This is a genomic window from Blastococcus sp. CT_GayMR16 (assembly GCF_004570875.1).
Lineage (GTDB): Bacteria > Actinomycetota > Actinomycetes > Mycobacteriales > Geodermatophilaceae > Blastococcus_B.
Window position 1 is genome coordinate 1 of record NZ_SPQK01000032.1, and the last position, 16,498, is coordinate 16,498.

20 protein-coding genes and 1 pseudogene are annotated in these 16,498 nt (G+C 73.5%); 8 read left to right on the forward strand and 13 right to left on the reverse strand.

Annotated elements, in window-relative coordinates:
• The 3 genes and pseudogenes from E4P38_RS23085 to E4P38_RS21740 form a co-directional block, all read left to right on the forward strand.
• Window positions 1-345, forward strand: a pseudogene (locus E4P38_RS23085) (hypothetical protein); the annotation flags it as partial.
• Between the two features lie 53 nt (window positions 346-398).
• The gene (locus E4P38_RS21735) at window positions 399-1,175 is read left to right on the forward strand and encodes a maleylpyruvate isomerase N-terminal domain-containing protein (protein WP_167760665.1); all 777 of its coding nucleotides are present in this window, start codon (window positions 399-401) and stop codon (window positions 1,173-1,175) included.
• Between the two features lie 14 nt (window positions 1,176-1,189).
• Complete coding sequence (locus E4P38_RS21740) at window positions 1,190-2,029, forward strand: fused MFS/spermidine synthase (RefSeq protein ID WP_209309241.1); 840 nt, start codon at window positions 1,190-1,192, stop codon at window positions 2,027-2,029.
• On the opposite strand, the gene E4P38_RS21745 is transcribed toward E4P38_RS21740, so the two are convergent.
• On the reverse strand, window positions 2,019-2,531 hold the full coding sequence (locus E4P38_RS21745; protein WP_135134082.1) for an O-acetyl-ADP-ribose deacetylase: 513 nt from the start codon (window positions 2,529-2,531) through the stop codon (window positions 2,019-2,021). The two genes, E4P38_RS21740 and E4P38_RS21745, sit on opposite strands and share 11 nt — an antisense overlap.
• 23 nt (window positions 2,532-2,554) lie before the next feature.
• Between E4P38_RS21745 and E4P38_RS21750 the strand changes: the two genes are divergently transcribed.
• On the forward strand, window positions 2,555-2,749 hold the full coding sequence (locus tag E4P38_RS21750; RefSeq protein ID WP_135134083.1) for a PspC domain-containing protein: 195 nt from the start codon (window positions 2,555-2,557) through the stop codon (window positions 2,747-2,749).
• A 21-nt stretch (window positions 2,750-2,770) separates the two neighbouring features.
• Here E4P38_RS21750 and E4P38_RS21755 read toward each other — a convergent pair whose 3' ends face one another.
• The 8 genes from E4P38_RS21755 to E4P38_RS21790 all read right to left on the reverse strand — a co-directional run bounded on the left by E4P38_RS21755 (window position 2,771) and on the right by E4P38_RS21790 (window position 8,654).
• A complete protein-coding gene (locus tag E4P38_RS21755; protein ID WP_135134084.1) occupies window positions 2,771-3,055 on the reverse strand; it encodes a DUF2516 family protein in 285 nt (94 codons plus the stop codon).
• A 168-nt stretch (window positions 3,056-3,223) separates the two neighbouring features.
• Window positions 3,224-4,069, reverse strand: a complete 846-nt coding sequence (locus E4P38_RS21760; protein ID WP_135134085.1) for a hypothetical protein — start codon at window positions 4,067-4,069, stop codon at window positions 3,224-3,226.
• Window positions 4,066-4,587, reverse strand: a complete 522-nt coding sequence (locus E4P38_RS21765) for a helix-turn-helix transcriptional regulator (protein ID WP_135134086.1) — start codon at window positions 4,585-4,587, stop codon at window positions 4,066-4,068. Before E4P38_RS21765 ends, E4P38_RS21760 begins: the two co-directional genes overlap by 4 nt.
• A gap of 87 nt (window positions 4,588-4,674) precedes the next feature.
• Window positions 4,675-5,715 carry an asparaginase gene (locus E4P38_RS21770; protein WP_348633801.1) on the reverse strand — a complete coding sequence of 347 codons (1,041 nt, stop codon included), beginning with the start codon at window positions 5,713-5,715 and terminating at the stop codon, window positions 4,675-4,677.
• A complete protein-coding gene (locus E4P38_RS21775) occupies window positions 5,712-6,272 on the reverse strand; it encodes an aerial mycelium formation protein (RefSeq protein ID WP_135134088.1) in 561 nt (186 codons plus the stop codon). Before E4P38_RS21775 ends, E4P38_RS21770 begins: the two co-directional genes overlap by 4 nt.
• Window positions 6,269-7,108 carry a 3-keto-5-aminohexanoate cleavage protein gene (locus E4P38_RS21780; protein ID WP_135134089.1) on the reverse strand — a complete coding sequence of 280 codons (840 nt, stop codon included), beginning with the start codon at window positions 7,106-7,108 and terminating at the stop codon, window positions 6,269-6,271. The genes E4P38_RS21775 and E4P38_RS21780 overlap by 4 nt, the downstream gene beginning before the upstream one ends.
• Window positions 7,105-8,199, reverse strand: a complete 1,095-nt coding sequence (locus tag E4P38_RS21785) for a glycine cleavage T C-terminal barrel domain-containing protein (RefSeq protein ID WP_135134090.1) — start codon at window positions 8,197-8,199, stop codon at window positions 7,105-7,107. The genes E4P38_RS21780 and E4P38_RS21785 overlap by 4 nt, the downstream gene beginning before the upstream one ends.
• Window positions 8,196-8,654 carry a Fur family transcriptional regulator gene (locus tag E4P38_RS21790; protein WP_135134091.1) on the reverse strand — a complete coding sequence of 153 codons (459 nt, stop codon included), beginning with the start codon at window positions 8,652-8,654 and terminating at the stop codon, window positions 8,196-8,198. The genes E4P38_RS21785 and E4P38_RS21790 overlap by 4 nt, the downstream gene beginning before the upstream one ends.
• Before the next feature lie 38 nt (window positions 8,655-8,692).
• Here E4P38_RS21790 and E4P38_RS21795 point away from each other — a divergent pair, with 38 nt between their 5' ends.
• The 3 genes from E4P38_RS21795 (at window position 8,693) to E4P38_RS21805 (ending at window position 11,919) form a co-directional block, all read left to right on the forward strand.
• Window positions 8,693-9,541, forward strand: a complete 849-nt coding sequence (locus E4P38_RS21795) for an aminotransferase class IV (protein ID WP_135134092.1) — start codon at window positions 8,693-8,695, stop codon at window positions 9,539-9,541.
• Window positions 9,542-9,611: 70 nt separating this feature from the next.
• Window positions 9,612-10,922 carry a Na+/H+ antiporter NhaA gene (gene nhaA, locus E4P38_RS21800; protein WP_135134093.1) on the forward strand — a complete coding sequence of 437 codons (1,311 nt, stop codon included), beginning with the start codon at window positions 9,612-9,614 and terminating at the stop codon, window positions 10,920-10,922.
• Window positions 10,923-11,238: 316 nt separating this feature from the next.
• Window positions 11,239-11,919, forward strand: coding sequence for a hypothetical protein (locus tag E4P38_RS21805; protein ID WP_135134094.1), 681 nt, complete (start codon window positions 11,239-11,241; stop codon window positions 11,917-11,919).
• On the opposite strand, the gene E4P38_RS21810 is transcribed toward E4P38_RS21805, so the two are convergent.
• The 3 genes from E4P38_RS21810 to E4P38_RS21820 all read right to left on the reverse strand — a co-directional run bounded on the left by E4P38_RS21810 (window position 11,916) and on the right by E4P38_RS21820 (window position 15,217).
• The gene (locus E4P38_RS21810; RefSeq protein WP_135134095.1) at window positions 11,916-13,610 is read right to left on the reverse strand and encodes a DUF885 domain-containing protein; all 1,695 of its coding nucleotides are present in this window, start codon (window positions 13,608-13,610) and stop codon (window positions 11,916-11,918) included. The two genes, E4P38_RS21805 and E4P38_RS21810, sit on opposite strands and share 4 nt — an antisense overlap.
• Entirely contained in the window at window positions 13,607-14,152 is a 546-nt protein-coding gene (locus E4P38_RS21815) for an FABP family protein (RefSeq protein WP_135134096.1), read from the reverse strand. The genes E4P38_RS21810 and E4P38_RS21815 overlap by 4 nt, the downstream gene beginning before the upstream one ends.
• Before the next feature lie 135 nt (window positions 14,153-14,287).
• Window positions 14,288-15,217 (reverse strand): NAD-dependent epimerase/dehydratase family protein, encoded by a 930-nt coding sequence (locus E4P38_RS21820; protein WP_135134097.1) that lies wholly within the window; start codon window positions 15,215-15,217, stop codon window positions 14,288-14,290.
• Window positions 15,218-15,346: 129 nt separating this feature from the next.
• Here E4P38_RS21820 and E4P38_RS21825 point away from each other — a divergent pair, with 129 nt between their 5' ends.
• On the forward strand, window positions 15,347-16,024 hold the full coding sequence (locus tag E4P38_RS21825; RefSeq protein ID WP_135134098.1) for a TetR/AcrR family transcriptional regulator: 678 nt from the start codon (window positions 15,347-15,349) through the stop codon (window positions 16,022-16,024).
• Window positions 16,025-16,031: 7 nt separating this feature from the next.
• On the opposite strand, the gene E4P38_RS21830 is transcribed toward E4P38_RS21825, so the two are convergent.
• On the reverse strand, window positions 16,032-16,460 hold the full coding sequence (locus tag E4P38_RS21830) for a hypothetical protein (protein ID WP_135134099.1): 429 nt from the start codon (window positions 16,458-16,460) through the stop codon (window positions 16,032-16,034).
• Window positions 16,461-16,498 lie beyond the last annotated feature (38 nt).

The following is a 16,498-nucleotide window of genomic DNA, read 5'->3' on the forward strand; positions in this document are numbered from 1 at the left end:
GCGATCCGCTGCGACCTCGACCACAACACCCCCTGGCCGACCGGACCCACCAGCGAGACCAACCTGTGCTGCCTGTGCCGCCACCACCACCGACTCAGCCACCAGGCACCCGGCTGGACCATGACCCGCCTCCCCGACGGCGCCCTGCGATGGACCACCCCCAGCGGCGACACCGTCACCACCCGACCACCCCGCTACGGCACCGACGACAACCTCCCGCCACCGAGGGCCGGGAGGCCGGCTGCGGACACTGCCATCGCGACCCGGCCCCTCACGACCCTCGAACAGCTCCGCCGCTGGCCACCACCCGCACGGGACCCCGACGGTGAGCCCGCGCCGTTCTGAGACACCGCTGGACCGGCCCGGGGTTCGTCCAGCAGGTCGGGCACGATGACGGCGTGACCCCTCTCGCCGGTGAAGCGCTGCGTCAGCGGTGGATCGAAGCGGTCGTCGAGGAAGGCGAGCGGTTCGGGATCCTGGCCCAGGAGCTGGCATCCGGGCTGACCGAAGTCAGCGGCGGCTTCGACGCGCCGGTTCCGTGGGTCCCCGCCTGGCGGGCGCGTGACCTGATCGGCCATCTGGGGACCGTCCACCGGTGGGCCACGACCATCCTTCGGGCGGGGAGCACCGAACCGCCGCCCCCTGACGCGACGCAGGCACCGCCGGCCGATGAGAACCTGCTCGACTGGTACGGGATCGGCCTCGTCGAACTGGTCGCCACCCTCCGCACCACGCCCGGTGACGCCCCCGCCTGGCACATGAGTCCCACCGCGGAGAAGGTCGCCGCCTCCTGGGCCCGCCGGCAGGCGTACGAACTCGCCGTCCACCGGATGGACCTCGAGGGCGCAGCCGGCGTCCCGCACGCTCCTCTCGACCCCGCGCTCGCCGAGGACGGCGTCGACGAACTCGTGAGCATCGTCGTGCCGCGCTGGGCGCACACCGAGCCACTCGCCACCGCGGACGCCTGCGTCGCGGTCACCGCAACCGACACCGGCCGCACCTGGTCGGTCGACCTCGTCCGCGGCGCCGTCACCGTCCGGGCAGACCTGTCCGGCAGCGAGGACGCCCACGCGCAGGGCACCGCGACCCAGCTGCTCCTGCATCTGTGGGGTCGGCCGGCGGACGTCGTCGTGGACGGCGATCCCGCCGCCGAAGCCCTGCTGCGCGGCAGATGAGGATGCCTCGGCAGATGGATGTCCCGCCCGGGCCCACAGCCGTCGCCGGCGGCACCGCGGAACTGCTCGCCGACGCCGACCGCGACGGCTCCTGGATGCTGCTGCTGAACGACACCCCGCAGTCGCACGTCGACCTCGAGGACCCGACGCACCTGGAGTTCGAGTACGTCCGGCGGATGGGTCACGTCCTCGACCTCGCCGCGGAGCCCGGCGTGGCTCTCGACGTCGTCCACCTGGGCGGTGGCGCACTCACCCTCCCCCGGTACGTCGCGGTGACCCGGCCCGGATCACGCCATCGGGTCGTCGAGATCGACGAGCCGTTGACCGCCCTGGTGCGCGAGCACCTGCCGCTGCCGCGCGGCGCCCGGATCCGGGTCCGTGCGGACGACGCCCGCGTCGGCCTGGCCGCGCTGCACACGGCGAGCGCCGACGTCGTGGTCTGCGACGTCTTCGCCGGTGCCCGCACCCCCGGACACCTCACCAGCGCCGAGTTCGCCGCCGACGTCCACCGCGTGCTGCGACCGGGCGGGGTCTACGCCGCCAACGTCGCCGACGGCCCGCCTCTGCGGTTCGCTCGTGGGCAGGTCGCCACCCTTCGCTCGCTCTTCCGGCACGTCTGCCTGCTCGCCGAGCCCGGGACGATGCGCGGCCGGCGCTTCGGCAACCTGGTCGCGGTCGCGTCCGACGCCGACCTCCCGATCGACGGCTACGTCCGCCGCTGCGCGAAGGACCCGATGCCCGCCCGCGTCGTCCACGGCGACGACCTCGCCCGCTTCGCCGGGACGGCACGGCCGGTCCACGATTCCGAGTCCGTTGCCTCACCGGAGCCCCCCGAGGGCGTCTTCAACCGCTGAGCGCCGCCTCGAACGCGGCGAGGACCGGGTCGGAGAACAACACGAACCGGACCTCCACCACGTGGTCGACAGCCGTCGCCCGCACCCCGGCAACGGCCTGGCCAGCCGCGTCCTCGACCGGCCATCCGTAGATGCCGGCGGAGATCGCCGGGAACGCCACGCTGCGCGCACCGAGCTCGTCGGCCACCCGCAGGCTCTCGGCGTAGCAGGAGCGCAGGACGGCGGAGTGGTCCCGCGAGGCCGACCAGATCGGGCCCGCGGTGTGCACGATCCAGCGCGCGGGGAGCCGGCCGGCCGTCGTCGCGACCGCCTGCCCGCGCGGCAGCCGGTGACCGGGCAACCGCGCGACGATCGTCCGGCACTCCGCGAGGACCGCCGGCCCTGCAGCCCGGTGGATCGCGCCGTCCACGCCACCGCCGCCGAGGAGTCCCGGGTTCGCGGCGTTCACGATCACGTCGACGTCGGCCTCGGTGATGTCGCCACGCACCGCCCGGAGGTCCATGACCCGACCGTAGGGTTGCCGGCATGACAGCGCCCGCGCCCTACCGGCTCCGCCGGGACACTCAGCACAAGGTGATCGCTGGGGTGTGCGCCGGTATCGCGCGCCGCTACGGCATCTCCCGCGGCGGCCTACGGCTGGCGTTCGTGATCAGCTGCGTCCTGCCCGGACCGCAGTTCATCGCCTACCTGCTGCTCTGGCTGCTGATCCCGGCCGACTGACGGCGGTTCAGTAGAGCGTCGTCACCAGCTGTTGCCGCGCTTGAGGCCGCGCACGGCGGGCCGCACGTCGACCAGGTAGACGATCGCAGCGATGATCGCGGGCAGGCCGAAGAAGCTCATCAGCCCGAAGAAGTAGACGACCGCGATCGCGATGCCCGTGATGGCCACCCAGCCGGGCTTGGTCAGCTTCCCGGCCGCCATGAACCCCGACGCCGGCCGGACGAGGGCGTCGATGAACGCCCAGGCAGCGAGAGCCAGGGCGCCATAGGTCAGGACCATCAGCAGCAACCCGTCGAACGACGCCATACCCGGCAGCGTACCCGCCGGCGCCCCCGGATCCGGCGCTCCGACAGGGCTCCGCGCCCCATACGAGGGAGCCGGCGACAGAACAAGGCCCCGGAGCGCTGGTGCAGCTCCGGGGCCCTGGTCAGGGTGCGACGTCAGTGATCTGACGTCAGAAGTCAGACGCGGACGTCAGTTCTTCTTCGCGGGGATCGCGGTCGGGTTCGCCGGCTTGGCGGTCCGGGCGCGGCTCACGCGGGCAGACGTCGCCTTGGCGGGCGAGGCCTTGCGCGCGGCCGGGGTGCTCTTCTTGGCCGGGGCGGTCGTGGCGGGGGCGATCGTGGCGGGGGTGGCCTTCGCCGTCACCGGCTTGGCGCCCGACTTGGGGGCCTCCACGACCTTCTCGGCGCTCGCCTTGGTGGTCTTGGCGGCGTCCTCGACCTTGTCCTCGGCCTTCGCCGCAACCTTGGTCGCCCGGGCGGCGGTCTTCTGCGCCACCGAGGTGGCCTTGTTGGAGACGTCGACGACGGTCTCGGCGGTGTCCTCGAGAACGTCCTCGAGGGCGTCCTCGACGGTGTCGACGGCCCGCTCGGCCCGACGAACGACCCGGCGGAAGGTGGGCTGCTGACGCAGCTCCTCGACGACCTCGGCACCGTGCTCGGCGAGCTTCTCGATGGTCGCGACGGCCTGGGTCCGGGCGGTCTCGACGAAGCCGACGACGGTGCTGCGCAGCGCCTCGGGGTGGACGGCGCCGGCGAACTGCTGGGCCGTGCTGCGAGCGGTGCCGGCGGCCTCGGTGGCCCGGGTACGGGCCTCCTTGACGGCGAGGTCCGCCTGGACCTGCGCCTCGCCCGGCAGCGCCAGCACCGAGGACGTGGCCTTCGAGCGGAAGGTGGCGATGGCGGTCTTGGCGCGCTCGACGGCCAGGTCACCGGCGCCGACGACGGCAAGGAACGGGGTCTTGGCCTGCTCGGCGACCGTCCGGGTCTGGGCCACGGCGAGGTCGCTGTACTGCTTCACGGTCTGGGTGGGGGTCATGCTGACTCCTTCGAAGGGCTGTCGGTGGACCCACGAGGTGCGGGCGGGACGTTCGGGGTGGCGGCCTGGGAAGACGCACGGTGCTCACGGACGTAGGTCTCGTAGAGCTCCAGCAGGACTGCCTTGTGTCGCTCGGACAGGTCGCTGTCCGATCGGATTGCCGCCACGGTGTCCGGATTCCCGGAACGCCGGTCGAGGATCCCTGCCTGCTCGTAGAGCGTCTCGGCGGAGATCTTCAGGCCCCGGGCGATCGACGCGAGAATCTCCGCTGACGGCTTGCGAAGGCCCCGCTCCACCTGGGACAGGTAGGGGTTGCTGACACCGGCCGTGCGGGCCAGCTCGCGCAGCGAGACACGCGCGGCACTGCGCTGCTCACGGATGAAGTCACCCACCTGCGAGCTGACGGCTGCGACGCTGGGGGCGTCGGAGACCGTCTCCACGACGTTGCTGGCGACCCGGTCCACCTTCTCCCGGACCGTCGTCACCTGCTCGCGGACGAACTCACTCGGTGTCTGCACATGAACGACCCTAGCCGGGGGTGCTAGCTCCTGCAAGCGGAACAGCTAGCAGATCGGCGTGAAGCGGGTCACACGCAAATCCGCAGTTCAGGACACCAGGATGTCGGCCGGACGTACCTCGCCGATCAGACCGTCCCCACCGGAGACGGGCGTCAGCAACCACGGAGCAAGCGCCTCGGCGGACACTCCGAGGCGGCGCAGGGCCGCGCTCAGCGCGGGCGTCCGCCCGCGTTCGCCGCCGTCGTCCATCTTCAGCGCGACAGCGCCGCGACCGGGCACCGCTGCCACGTGCACGCCGTCGGCACCGCCCTTCACCAGCAGGCCGGGCACCGCTTGCATCAGGTCGGTGTCCTCACGACCGGTACCGGCCACGAACCAGGGCTCCGCGCGCATGGCGTCGGCGACCGAACGCTCGCGGCTGCCCTCCGGCGCCTGGACCAGCGACAACACCCCGCGCGCGAGACCGGTCACCGACAGCGCGTGCTGCGGCGCACCGCACCCGTCGACGACGACCGCCGTCACGGCTTCCCCGGCCGCCTCGCCCAGCCGCGACTCGATCGCCTGCTGCAACGGGTGGCCGCGGTCCAGGTAACCCTCGGTCGGCCAGCCGGCCGCGACGCAGGCCGACAGCATGGCCGCGTGCTTGCCCGAGCAGTTCATCGCCAGCCGATCGGGCGCCCGGCCGGACGCGAGCCACTGCCCGCGGGTGAGCTCGTGCTGCGGCAGCGCGACCGGGCAGCCGAGGTCGTCGGGACCGAGCCCGACCGCGGCCAGCATCGCGGCCGCCAGCTTCCGGTGGCCGTCCTCACCGTTGTGCGAGCCCGCGCCGATCGCCCGCTCGGCCTGCGAGCGCGGAGCCCAGCCGGCCGCCAGCAGCGCCGTCGCCTGCACCGGCTTGTTGGCCGACCGCGGCAGCGTCGGCCGGTCCACCGCACCCGCGGCGAACGAGACCTCGCCGTCGGCGTCCAGAACCACGAGGGAACCGCGGTGCACCGACTCCAGGAAGCCAGACCGCTCGACCTCGACCAGTACCGGGTTCTCCGGCCAAGGTGACGTGCGGGAACGGCCACTCTTCAGGGCCCCGGGCCGAGCGTGCGAGGCCTGGGGGGAAGAGTGGTCCTTTTTCAGTGCCGACCCTCGTCGGCCAGCAACGCGGCGACGTCGGCCTCACCGTCGCGGTAGCGACGGCCGAGCTCGCCGGCCAACCCGTCCATCACGTGCTGCATGCCGCGCCGGCGCTCGGACAGCCCGCTCTCGGCGTCCGCCAGCGCCCGGGCGGCCTTCTGCAGCTTGGCGTCGCTGAGGTCGGAGATGGCCGACAGGTCGATACCGGCGGTCAGGCCGTTGACCCAGGACTCGTACTCCTCGGGCGCGTGCGGCTGCACCGTCTGGTGGCGGCCCAGGCCGTGCGCGGGACCACGCCCCTTCTCGGACAGGATCTCCGGCAGCAGGTCGACCAGCGAGCGGCCGTCGTGCTCGGCCCGGCGCTGCAGTTCGCGGCGGACGATGTCCAGCCGCCCCTGCAGCAGCCGCCGCGTGTAGGAGAGGTTGACCTCCTGCTGCTCGGCCTCGCGGCGCAGTCGCCGCACCTCGCTCATGGGCTGCGTGGTCGCGTTCTCCAGGAAGGTGGGGTCCAGGAGCGCGTCGACGGCGGCTCCCCCAGCGGGGGCAGGCTTCGGGCTCATCGGACTGCCTCCATCGGCTTGATCCCCAGGAACGTGCGGGCGTCGTCGGTACTGAGCGGCGGGCGCTGCGCGATGCGGGCAAGCCCGGCCGCGCGGGCGACGAGCTGGGCGTTGTCGCGCACCGGCTCGCCCGGAGCGTAGGTGAGCGTGTCCTCCATGCCCACCCGGAGGTGCCCACCCGCCGACAGCGCGGCGAGCATCACCGGCAGCGAGGTCCGGCCGACCCCGGTCGCGGCGAACGTCGCCCCCTGCGGCAGGAAGGGCAGGCACGCAGTCAGCGCCTGCGCGGTGCCGGGCATCCCGCCGGGCACGCCCATGACCAGGTCGACGTGCACGTGGCCGCCGTGCGGGGGCCCGTACTTGTCGAGCAGCCGCGCGAGGGTCGCGAGCTGGCCCAGGTCGAAGACCTCGTACTCGGGAACGATGCCGCGCTGCTGCATCTGGGTGTGCAGCTCGACGATCAGGTCCCACGGATTGCTGAAGACGTCGCGGCCGAAGTTCACCGTGCCCAGCGTGAGAGAGGCCGCGTCGGGCTGCGCATCGAGGACGGCGAGGCGCGCGTCGAACGGGTCGGTGACGGCACCCCCGCTGGAGAGCTGGACGACGAGGTCGGTGGACTCGCGGACGGCGGCCACCACCTCCCGCACCCGGACCAGGTCGAGCGTCGGCCGCGTCTCGGCGTCCCGGACGTGCAGGTGGATCACCGAGGCGCCGATCCGCTCGCAGTCCCTCGCCGTCGCCGCGACCTCCTCGACGGTCACCGGCAGCGCCGGGACGTCGGCCTTCGCGGACTCCGCGCCGGTCGGGGCGACGGTGAGAAGGGTGCCGGAGGTCACCGTCCGATCGTCGCAGACCGAACCGCTCGCACGCGCTCCCGGGCCGCGACCAGGGTGTCGTCGGGGCCGGCCGGGGCGTCGTCCGGGTCGATCGCGGCGGTCGAACCGGCCACCGTCAGCGCCGCGTCCATCGCCACCGACTGCTTCACCAGCGCCAGCGCGATCACGCCGAGCTCGTGGTGGCGCACCACCGACCCGACCCGGCCGACCTCGCGGGTGCCGGCGAGCACCGGCGTCCCCGGCTCGGCCAGCACCTCGCTGACGCCGTCCAGGTGCAGCAGGACCAGCCGGCGGGGCGGGCGGCCCAGGTTGTGCACCCGCGCGACGGTTTCCTGGCCGCGGTAGCAGCCCTTGTCGAGATGGACGGCGGTCTGCAGCCACTCCAGCTCGTTCGGGATCGTGCGGTGGTCGCTGTCGACGCCGAAGCGCGGCCGCCGCGCCTCGACCCGGAGCGCCTCGTACGCGGCGATGCCCGCCAGGGGCGCGCCCAACCGGTCCGCGACGGCCTCGATCTCCCCCCGCGGGACGACGAGGTCGAACGCAGCCACACCGGCGCCGGTCGGCGGCATGCGCCGGACGAAGCCCCCACCGTCGAGGGCGGCCACGGCGTACTCAGCGTCCGGGGCGGGAACTCCGGCCGCGGTCAGCACCTCGCCACTCTTCGGGCCCACGATCGTCAGCACGGCCCACTGGTCCGTGACCAGCGCCGGGTCGACGCGGAGCAGAAAGCGCATCTTCTGCAGGAAGTCGACCAGCGCAGCGCCGGTGCCGGGCTCGGTGTCGGCCCAGGTGGTGCCGCCGAGGTCGGCGATCACCAGGTGGTGCTCGACGTGGCCGTTCGGGGACAGCACCAGGGCCTCGCTGCCGGATGCGTCGCCCAGCCGGTCCAGGTGCTGGCTGGTCAGACTGTGCAACCAGGTGAGCCGGTCGGCCCCCGGGACGGCGACGACGTCGCGGTTGCTGCGGTCGACCAGGCCGGCGCCCTCGGCCAGCAGCCGCTGTTCGCGCAAGGGGTCGCCGTAGTGGACGGCGACTGCGCCGTGCTCCATCTTCACGGCGCCCGGTCGGCCGACCAGGGGGGATGCGTTCATGAGTGCTCCGATCCAGCTCGTTCGCGGCACGCGCGGCACGTCCCGGACAGCGCCACGTGACCCACGTCGACCGTGAAACCCAGATCGGCCGTCAGACGTTCCGCCGCGCTGTCCAGCAGGTCCGGCGCGACCGAGGAGATCTCCCCGCAGGACTGGCAGACGACGTGCAGGTGGGGGTGCTCCGCGGCGTGGTAGACGGGCGCGCCTTTGCCCAGATGGGTGTGCCAGACCAGGCCGAGCTGCTCGAGCAGTTCCAGGTTCCGGTAGACGGTCGACGCGTCGGGAGCCGCGCCACCGGCACCGGCCTCCTCCCGCAGGCGGGCACCGATCGCGTCGGGAGTGGCGTGCTCCAGCGACGTCACCGCCGCCAGCACCTGCTTGCGCTGGGCGGTCAACCGCAGACCGCGGGCCCGCAGCCGCTCGGCGAGCGGCGCCGGGCTGTGCTCGGTACCCATGTGAGGAGCCTAGGCCGGGAGTCGGGCAGGCTGGGCCCGTGACGGATCAGCGCAGAGTGGCGGTCTGGCGGGACGGCGCAGCGGTAGCGGTCGCGGCCGACGAACCGGTCGTGACCGCGTTCGACCAGGGACTCGGCCGGGGGGACGGCGTCTTCGAGTCCATCGCCGTGGCCGGAGCCCGCGCCCCCCATCTCGACGCGCACCTGACGCGGATGTCCCGCTCGGCGGCGCTGCTCGAGCTGACCGATCCCGGCGAGCCGGTGTGGCGCGCCCTGCTCGACTGCGTCCTCGCCGACTGGCCGGCCGACGTCGAAGGTGTGTGCCGCCTGTTCCTCACCCGCGGGCTCGGCGAGGGACTCCCTCCGACCGCCCTCGCCCTGCTGGCCCCCGTGCCCGCCGAGACCGTGCGCCAGCGGTCCGAGGGGATCTCGGTGGTGAGCCTCGGCCTCGGCGTCCCGGCCGACTTCCGCGCGCAGGCGCCGTGGCTGCTCGGCGGGGCGAAGACGCTCTCCTACGCGGTCAACATGGCCGCGCTGCGGCACGCGCACGCGGTCGGCGCCGACGACGTCGTCCTCACCTCGCTCGAGGGGCGGCTTCTCGAGGGTCCGACCTCGACCGTGGTCTGGGCGGCGGGCGGCACCCTGCACACCCCGCCGCTGGAGACCGGAATCCTGCCCGGCACCACCGTGGCGCGGCTGTTCCAGCGTGCCGAGGACGACGGCTGGCCCACCGCCTCCACCCCGGGCACCCTCGAGGACCTGCACGCCGCCGACGCCGTGTGGCTGCTGTCCGGCGTCCGCCTCGCCGCGGTCGTGCACACCCTGGACGGCGTCCCGCGGGGCGACGCTGAACTCACGGCGCGCGTCCGGGCGCTGCTCGCCCGGTAGGGTCGGCCCCGGTGCGCCGGGAAGTCTGGTCGGCAACGTCGTTGCCGACCCCTTCCCTCGGAGCCGCCCAGTGACCTCCACCTCCACCCGCCTGTTCTCCCGCGGTTCCTGGCCGGAGACGAGCCGGATCGCGACGGTCCTGCGCAAGGAGACCGTCGGCGGTGTCCTGCTCCTCGTGGGCACGGTGGTCGCGCTCGTCTGGGCCAACTCGCCGTGGTCGGCGGCCTATGCCTCGCTGCGGGACGCCCGGGTGGGGCCGGCGTCCCTGCACCTCGACCTAACCCTCGGCACCTGGGCGGCCGACGGCCTGCTCGCCATCTTCTTCTTCGTGGCCGGACTCGAGCTGAAGCGCGAATTCGTGGCCGGCGACCTGCGCGACCCGCGGCGCGCGGCGCTGCCGGTCGCCGCAGCCGTCGGCGGCATGGCCGTTCCGGCGCTGATCTACGTCCTGGTCAACCTCGGGACCGGGGACGGCGCCCTCCGCGGGTGGGCCATCCCGACGGCGACCGACATCGCGTTCGCCCTCGCCGTCCTCGCGGTGATCAGCACCCACCTGCCCAGCGCCCTGCGCACCTTCCTGCTCACCCTCGCCGTCGTGGACGACCTGCTGGCCATCACGATCATCGCGATCTTCTACACGGCGGAGCTGTCGGTTGGTTTCCTCGCGCTCTCGCTGCTACCCCTCGCCCTTTTCGCGTTCCTCGTGCAGCGGCGGGTTCGTGTGTGGTGGGTGCTCCTTCCCTTGGCCGCGCTCACCTGGGTGCTCATGCACTCGTCGGGGGTGCACCCGACCGTCGCCGGGGTCCTGCTCGCCTTCACCGTTCCGGTGGCGCGCAGCTCCGGCGCCGGAGGCCCGGCTGCCGGGCCGGGCATGGCCGAGCACTTCGAGCACCGGTTCCGCCCGTTGTCGGCGGGGGTGGCCGTGCCGGTGTTCGCCTTCTTCGCCGCGGGTGTCACGGTGGGCGGTTTCTCCGGGCTGGTCGACGCACTCGCCGACACCGTCGCGCTGGGGATCGTCGCCGCCCTGGTCGTCGGCAAGACGGTCGGCATCACCGCGGCCACCTGGCTGGTCTCCCGGTTCACCCGCGCCGAGCTCGACGATGACCTGAGCTGGTGGGACGTCGTCGGCCTCGCGCTCCTGGGTGGCATCGGTTTCACCGTCTCGCTGCTGATCGGCGAGTTGGCGTTCGGCACGGGCAGCGTGCGGGACGAGCACGTCAAGGTGGGTGTACTCGTCGGCACGGTGGCCGCCGCTCTGCTCGCCACCGTGCTCCTGCGACTCCGCAATCGGCGCTACCGGCAGATCGCCGCTGCCGAGCAGGTCGACGCCGACCGCGACGGGATCCCGGACGTCTACCAACGGCCATCCGCGGAGAGCTGAAAATCCTCGTTGCCGACCCTCCGGAAGCGACGTACTTTCGTCGTACACGAGAGAGGAGGTGGTCCGTAACTTGCTGAGCTACAGGACTCGTGAGGTGGCTGTCCGCTAGCCGCCGTCCAGATGGGCCGCCCGTTCAGACTCGCGTCTGAACGACGGCAGATCGCCCGTCCGTCGAACGGCGGCGAGCGAGAACCGGACAGTCACCCGACCCCCGGGCCGCCGACATTTGTCCAGTCGGCCCGCGTGCCGCTTTCCTCTCGAGGGCAGCGCCGCGGAGCAGCCCGGGGGTTGTCCGTTCCCTGGGTAGGTTCCCCTCGTGCAGTTCGCCGGTCTGCCCGTCGAGGCCGACGTCTCCACCGGGGTCTGGATCTCCTCGTCCCGCCGCCGTGGCGCGCCGGGCACCGTCGGGGCTCTCGTCCCCACCGTCTTCGAGGCATATGCCCGGGTCCTCCACCCCGCGGTGCGCTACGCCGGGGACGACGACATCGAGGTCCCGTGGGCCGAGGTCGCGGCCCACAACGGCACCGACGCCGATCCGCTGATGCGGTGGGTGGGCCTCACCCGGGGACCGGTCGAGAGCCAGCCGCCGGTCTGGGACGACGGCCCGAGCGAGGGGCATCTCCCGGTCGCGCTCGCCGCTCGCCTGGGCGCCGTGCTCCGCCGGCACACCACGACGCCCCACGACTGCCTGTTCGGCCGGTGGGACGGCTTCGGCTTCGACCTGCCCGACCCCGATGCCCCGCCGCGGCTGCTGCTGCGCGGCGGTCACGACGTCGTGCTGGTGCGCGGCACGGTCGCCGACGCCACTCGCAACCTGGCCCCGGAGCCGCACGAGCAGAGTGCGAACCTCTGGTGGCCCGCCGACCAGGCGTGGTGCGTCGTCACCGACATCGACCTGATGAGCACCTACGTCGGCGGCAGCGCCGCGTGCATCGCCGAGCTCCTCGCGGCCCCGGGCGTGGAGGCCCTGCCCGCAGCCCCGGAGGACCCGGTCTAGAGCTGCGCGAGCTCCGCGGCCAGGTCGTCCAGACCCAGGGAGCCCTGCGACAGCGCGGCCATGTGCCAGGCCTTGAGGTCGAAGTCCGCGCCCTTGGCCTGACGCGCGGCCTCGCGGCCCTCCAGCCAGGCCCGTTCCCCCAGCTTGTAGCTGATCGCCTGTCCGGGAATGCCGAGGTAGCGGACCAGCTCGCTGTCGAGGAAGGCGAGGCCGGCGCCGGAGTTCTCGCCGAGGAAGGCCCGCGCCAGCTCCGGGGTCCACGGTTCGCCCCGGAAGGCCGCCAGTGAGCCCTCGGCGTCGTCCGGGACCGGCAGTCCCAGGTGCATGCCGATGTCGATGACCACCCGCACCGAGCGCAACTGCTGCGCGTCCAGGTAGCCCAGCCGCTCGCCCGGGTCGCTGAAGTAGCCGAGCTCGTCCATCAGCCGCTCCGCGTACAGCGCCCAGCCCTCGACGTTCGCCCCGACGGAGCCGAGCGAGGTCTGGTAGGTCGACAGCTGTGCCGAGACGTAGGCCCACTGGGCCAGCTGGAGGTGATGGCCCGGGACGCCCTCGTGGTACCAGATGGAGACGAGGTCCCAGAGCGGGAAACGGGTGCGGCCCAGGGTCGGCAGCCAGGTGCGGCCCGGGCGGGAGAAGTCCTGCGCCGGCCGGGTGTAGTACGGCGCGGCCGCGCTGCCCGGCGGGGCGATCATCGCCTCGACCCGGCGCACGGGCTCCGCGAGGTCGAAGTGCGTGCCGTCCATCGCCGCGATCGCCTCGTCCATCATCGACTGCAGGCGCGCGCGAACCTCCTCGACGCCCTCGACGGCCGGCCCGAAGGTGGCCAGCCAGCGCATGGCCTCCATCGGGGTCGCGCCGGGCAGGACCTTCTCCGCCTCGATCCGCTGCTCGGCCAGGATCCGCCGGTGCTCCGACCAGCCCCAGGCGTAGGCCTCCTCAAGGCCTGTGCCCGCGCCCAGGTCCGAGCCGGTCCAGCGCCGGGCCGCCGTCGCGTACCGCTCCCGGCCCACGGCGTCCGACGTCCCCTCGGCCAGAGGCGCATAGACGTCGCGCAGGAAGTCGCGCATGGCGGCGACTGCCGCATCGGCGGCGGCGGCGGAGGTGGCGAGCTCCGCACGCACCGCCTCCGGGCCCGTGGCGACGAAGCCGGCGAAGTAGGGACCGGCCAGCCACTCGTCGAGCTGGGCGACCACGGTGCGCACCTGGCGGGGAGCGACGAGCAGCCCCCGGCGCGCACCTTCCTCGAGGCTCTCCCGGAACCCCTGGTACGCCGTCGGCACCCGTGCCATGCGGCGGGCGATGACGGACCAGTCCTCCTCGGTCACCGTCGGCATCAGGCTGAAGACCTGGCGGATGGAGTGCACCGGGCTGAACAGGTTGGACAGCGCGCGGAGCCCCTCGCCCGATTCGTGCGCGGCCAGCTCGGCGCCCAGCCGCTCACGCAGCAGGCGGGCACAGTTCCGCTCGATCGGGTCGTCGGTCAGCGACGGGTCCGCGGCCAGCACCCGGTCCAGCTCTGCCAGCGTCTCGCGCGTGAGCGCGGCCTCCGCCTCGAGCCCGGCCGGGCTGGGGTCGGGCAGCCGGTCGTCACCGGGGCGGGTGCCGAGCGACGTGGCGACGAGCGGGTCCAGGTCGCAGACGGCGTCGACGTAGCGATCGGCGACCTGGCGGGCAGTGGTGGGGGTCATCGGATCCGTTCGAGTCGGGCGGACATCAGCGGCCGCAGTGGTTCGTCTGCACCGGCGCGGTCGATCGCGTACAGCAGGGCGCCGTCGACGATGCCGTAGAGCCGCACGGCCCGGCTGACGTCGGGCGCGTCGGGGGTGCGGGCCAGCACGTCGGTGCGGAGCTCCCAGCTCGTCGTCGTCCGGGCGGTGCCGACGTAGATCTCGACGATCCCCTCCGGACTCGTGACCAGCAGCTCGACGTCGTCCTGGCCGCGCGGCCGCCAGAAGCCGGACTCCCGGGCGTCCGGGCCGACGATCGACCCGTCGTCGGTGAGCCGCCAGGTGCGGGACTCGTAGGCGAGGAAGCCGCGGCCGTCGTGGCTGAACCGGATCCACTGGCCGAACCGGAGATCCTGATCCGAGCCGGCAGCAGCGCCGCTCAGGACACCCTCGCCGTGCCACTCACCCAGCAGCGGCAGGACCGAGAGCAGCTCCGCGGAGACCTCCGGGCCGCTGCGCACGTCGGCGGTGTCGGGCACCGGCAGCTCGGTCGGGCCGCTCATCGCCGCGTGCCCTTCGGACGGCGGGCGAGCCGAAGGGCGCCGTAGGCGCAGGTGAGCGCGGCCAGCGACGCCAGGGTGACCAGGACCCAGCCAGCTTCCATGCGCCCCACGGTAATGAGGTGGCGGCGGCCGCTCTCAGGCGGTCATCGGCACCGCACCCACGGTGGCGGCGACGACCTCCTGCCAGGGCGTGGGGGTCAGTCCGAACGTCGCGGTCGTCGCGCTCGCGTCGATCACGAACTCCTGGTCGAACTGGTGTCGCATGGCGGCCACCTCCCGCATCATCGGGACGACCACCCCGAGCGCCCGGAGCACCGGCCACGGGATGCCGCTGACCGGGACCGGCGGCAGGTCCATCGCGGCGGCGAGATCGGTGAGCGCCTGCCGCTGCGACCGCGGTGGGTTGCTCGGCACGTGCCAGGCCCGGCCGAGGGCCCGCTCGTCGGTGCCCAGGGTGGCCAGCGTGGTCGCGACGTCGGGCAGGTACGCCCAGGTGCGCGGGGCGTCGGGGTCGCCGATCACCCAGGCTCGCCGCCCCTTCCGCAGGGCGGAGAGCTGGCGGGTCAGGTGCGAGTGCTCGGCCGGCACCTGCGGCCCGACGAAGTCCGCCGCGCGGGCCTCGGTGATGCGCACCCGGCCGGCCTCGTGAGCGGCCAGGGCGTCGTTCCACATCCGGATGCGCACCCGACCCTTGACGTCGGTGGCGGCCAGCGGCGTCTCCGGCGTCATCGGGCCGGCGGGCCGGCCGTAGCCGTAGAGGTTGGCCATCGTCACCAGGACGGCGCCGGTGCGCTCGGCCGCGGTGAGCAGCGCGGTCGCGACGGGCGGCCAGTCGGCCGCCCAGCGGTGATAGGCGGGGTTCACGGCGTTGTAGATCGAGGCTGCGCCGCGCGTCGCGTCGGTCAGGGCATCGGCGTCGGTCGCGTCGACCTGCCGGTGCTCGACGGCATCGGTCGACCGCCCGCCGCTGCGCGAGAGCACCCGCACCTCGTGCCCTCTCGCGACCAGCTCCTCGGCCGTGGTCATGCCGACCGGACCCTTGCCGACGATCACATGCAGTGCCATGGGGACTCCTCGATGCAAATGGCGAGAGCGGTGCTCTCGTTCGGCTCCGAGACTCCACCGCCCGACACGTCGTGTCAAGAGCATTGCTCTCTCTTGCGAACGGTGCTCGCATCAGGGCATCATCGGGGCATGCCCTCCGCCCGCGAACGGGTCCGCGCCGAGCTGACCGCCGAGATCACCGACGCCGCCCGGCGTCAGCTCGCCGAGGTCGGCGCGGCAGCGCTGTCGCTCCGGGCGGTCGCGCGCGAGGTCGGCATGGTGTCCTCCGCCGTCTACCGGTACTTCCCGAGCCGCGACGACCTGCTCACCCGGCTGATCATCGACGGCTACGACGACCTCGGCGCCGCCGCGGAAGCGGTCGACGACCCGACCGCCGGGCCGGCCGACCGGTGGCTGGCGGTCTGCCGCGCCGTGCGGTCCTGGGCGCTCGGGCACCCGCACGAGTACGCGCTGCTCTACGGCTCCCCCGTCCCCGGCTACCAGGCACCTAAGGACACCGTTCCGGCCGCCTCGCGGGTGGGCATCGTCCTCGGCCGGATCCTCGGGGAGGCGGCCCGCGCAGGCGCGCTCGCCGACGGGTCGGGCGAACGGGACGCCGACCTGGTGAGCGACGACGCGGTCGCCGTCCTCGGCGGGGAGCACCCCGCCCTGGACGAGACGGTGCGGGTGCGGGCCCTGCTCGCCTGGAGCGCGCTGTTCGGAACGATCAGCTTCGAGTTGTTCGGCCACTTCGTGGGGTCGGTCGAGGACGCCGACCGCTACTTCGACCGCGCGATGGGCGACCTCGCCCGGCTCATCGGATTCTGAGCAGCCGCTAGCCGCCCGGACAGCGGGTGTCGCCGCCGCTGTGCTCCTGGCACGCGCCCCCCGGAGCGTGCGACGGGACGGCGGAGCCCGGCTGCCGTGGAGACGTACCGATGAGGACCAGGACGGCGCCGATGAAGGCGAGGGCCGCGGCGAAGCCGAACGCCGTCGCGCTGCCCTGCCGCCGGGCGCGCAGGCTCACGATCAGCCCGGCGACGGGGATCGCGACGCCCGCGATCGCGGCGAGGACGAACAGCCGCCTGGCGTCCGCCCGCTCGGCCTCCGTCGGTCCTTCACCGAAGAACGTGAGCAGGCTGCCGAGGGCGCCCGCCGCGAGACCCGCCGGTACCAGCACCCAGGCCACCCAGAGCAGCACGAGCCATCCGGTGCTCCCGCTCGCCGCGGTGGAGGGCTGCGGCGGGGCCGGGTCACGCTGCATCCGGTCATCCTGGCCCATGCCGTGCCGGAACAGGGACA

Coding starts and splice junctions, on each gene's coding strand:
- E4P38_RS21830 (WP_135134099.1), bottom strand. CDS start 16,460: ATGCAGCGTGACCCGGCCCCGCCGCAGCCCTCCACCGCGGCGAGCGGG.
- E4P38_RS21785 (WP_135134090.1), bottom strand. CDS start 8,199: ATGAACGCATCCCCCCTGGTCGGCCGACCGGGCGCCGTGAAGATGGAG.
- E4P38_RS21825 (WP_135134098.1), top strand. CDS start 15,347: ATGCCCTCCGCCCGCGAACGGGTCCGCGCCGAGCTGACCGCCGAGATC.
- E4P38_RS21750 (WP_135134083.1), top strand. CDS start 2,555: ATGACAGCGCCCGCGCCCTACCGGCTCCGCCGGGACACTCAGCACAAG.
- E4P38_RS21790 (WP_135134091.1), bottom strand. CDS start 8,654: ATGGGTACCGAGCACAGCCCGGCGCCGCTCGCCGAGCGGCTGCGGGCC.
- E4P38_RS21755 (WP_135134084.1), bottom strand. CDS start 3,055: ATGGCGTCGTTCGACGGGTTGCTGCTGATGGTCCTGACCTATGGCGCC.
- E4P38_RS21775 (WP_135134088.1), bottom strand. CDS start 6,272: ATGAGCCCGAAGCCTGCCCCCGCTGGGGGAGCCGCCGTCGACGCGCTC.
- E4P38_RS21815 (WP_135134096.1), bottom strand. CDS start 14,152: ATGAGCGGCCCGACCGAGCTGCCGGTGCCCGACACCGCCGACGTGCGC.
- E4P38_RS21740 (WP_209309241.1), top strand. CDS start 1,190: ATGGATGTCCCGCCCGGGCCCACAGCCGTCGCCGGCGGCACCGCGGAA.
- E4P38_RS21820 (WP_135134097.1), bottom strand. CDS start 15,217: ATGGCACTGCATGTGATCGTCGGCAAGGGTCCGGTCGGCATGACCACG.
- E4P38_RS21745 (WP_135134082.1), bottom strand. CDS start 2,531: ATGGACCTCCGGGCGGTGCGTGGCGACATCACCGAGGCCGACGTCGAC.
- E4P38_RS21810 (WP_135134095.1), bottom strand. CDS start 13,610: ATGACCCCCACCACTGCCCGCCAGGTCGCCGATCGCTACGTCGACGCC.
- E4P38_RS21760 (WP_135134085.1), bottom strand. CDS start 4,069: ATGACCCCCACCCAGACCGTGAAGCAGTACAGCGACCTCGCCGTGGCC.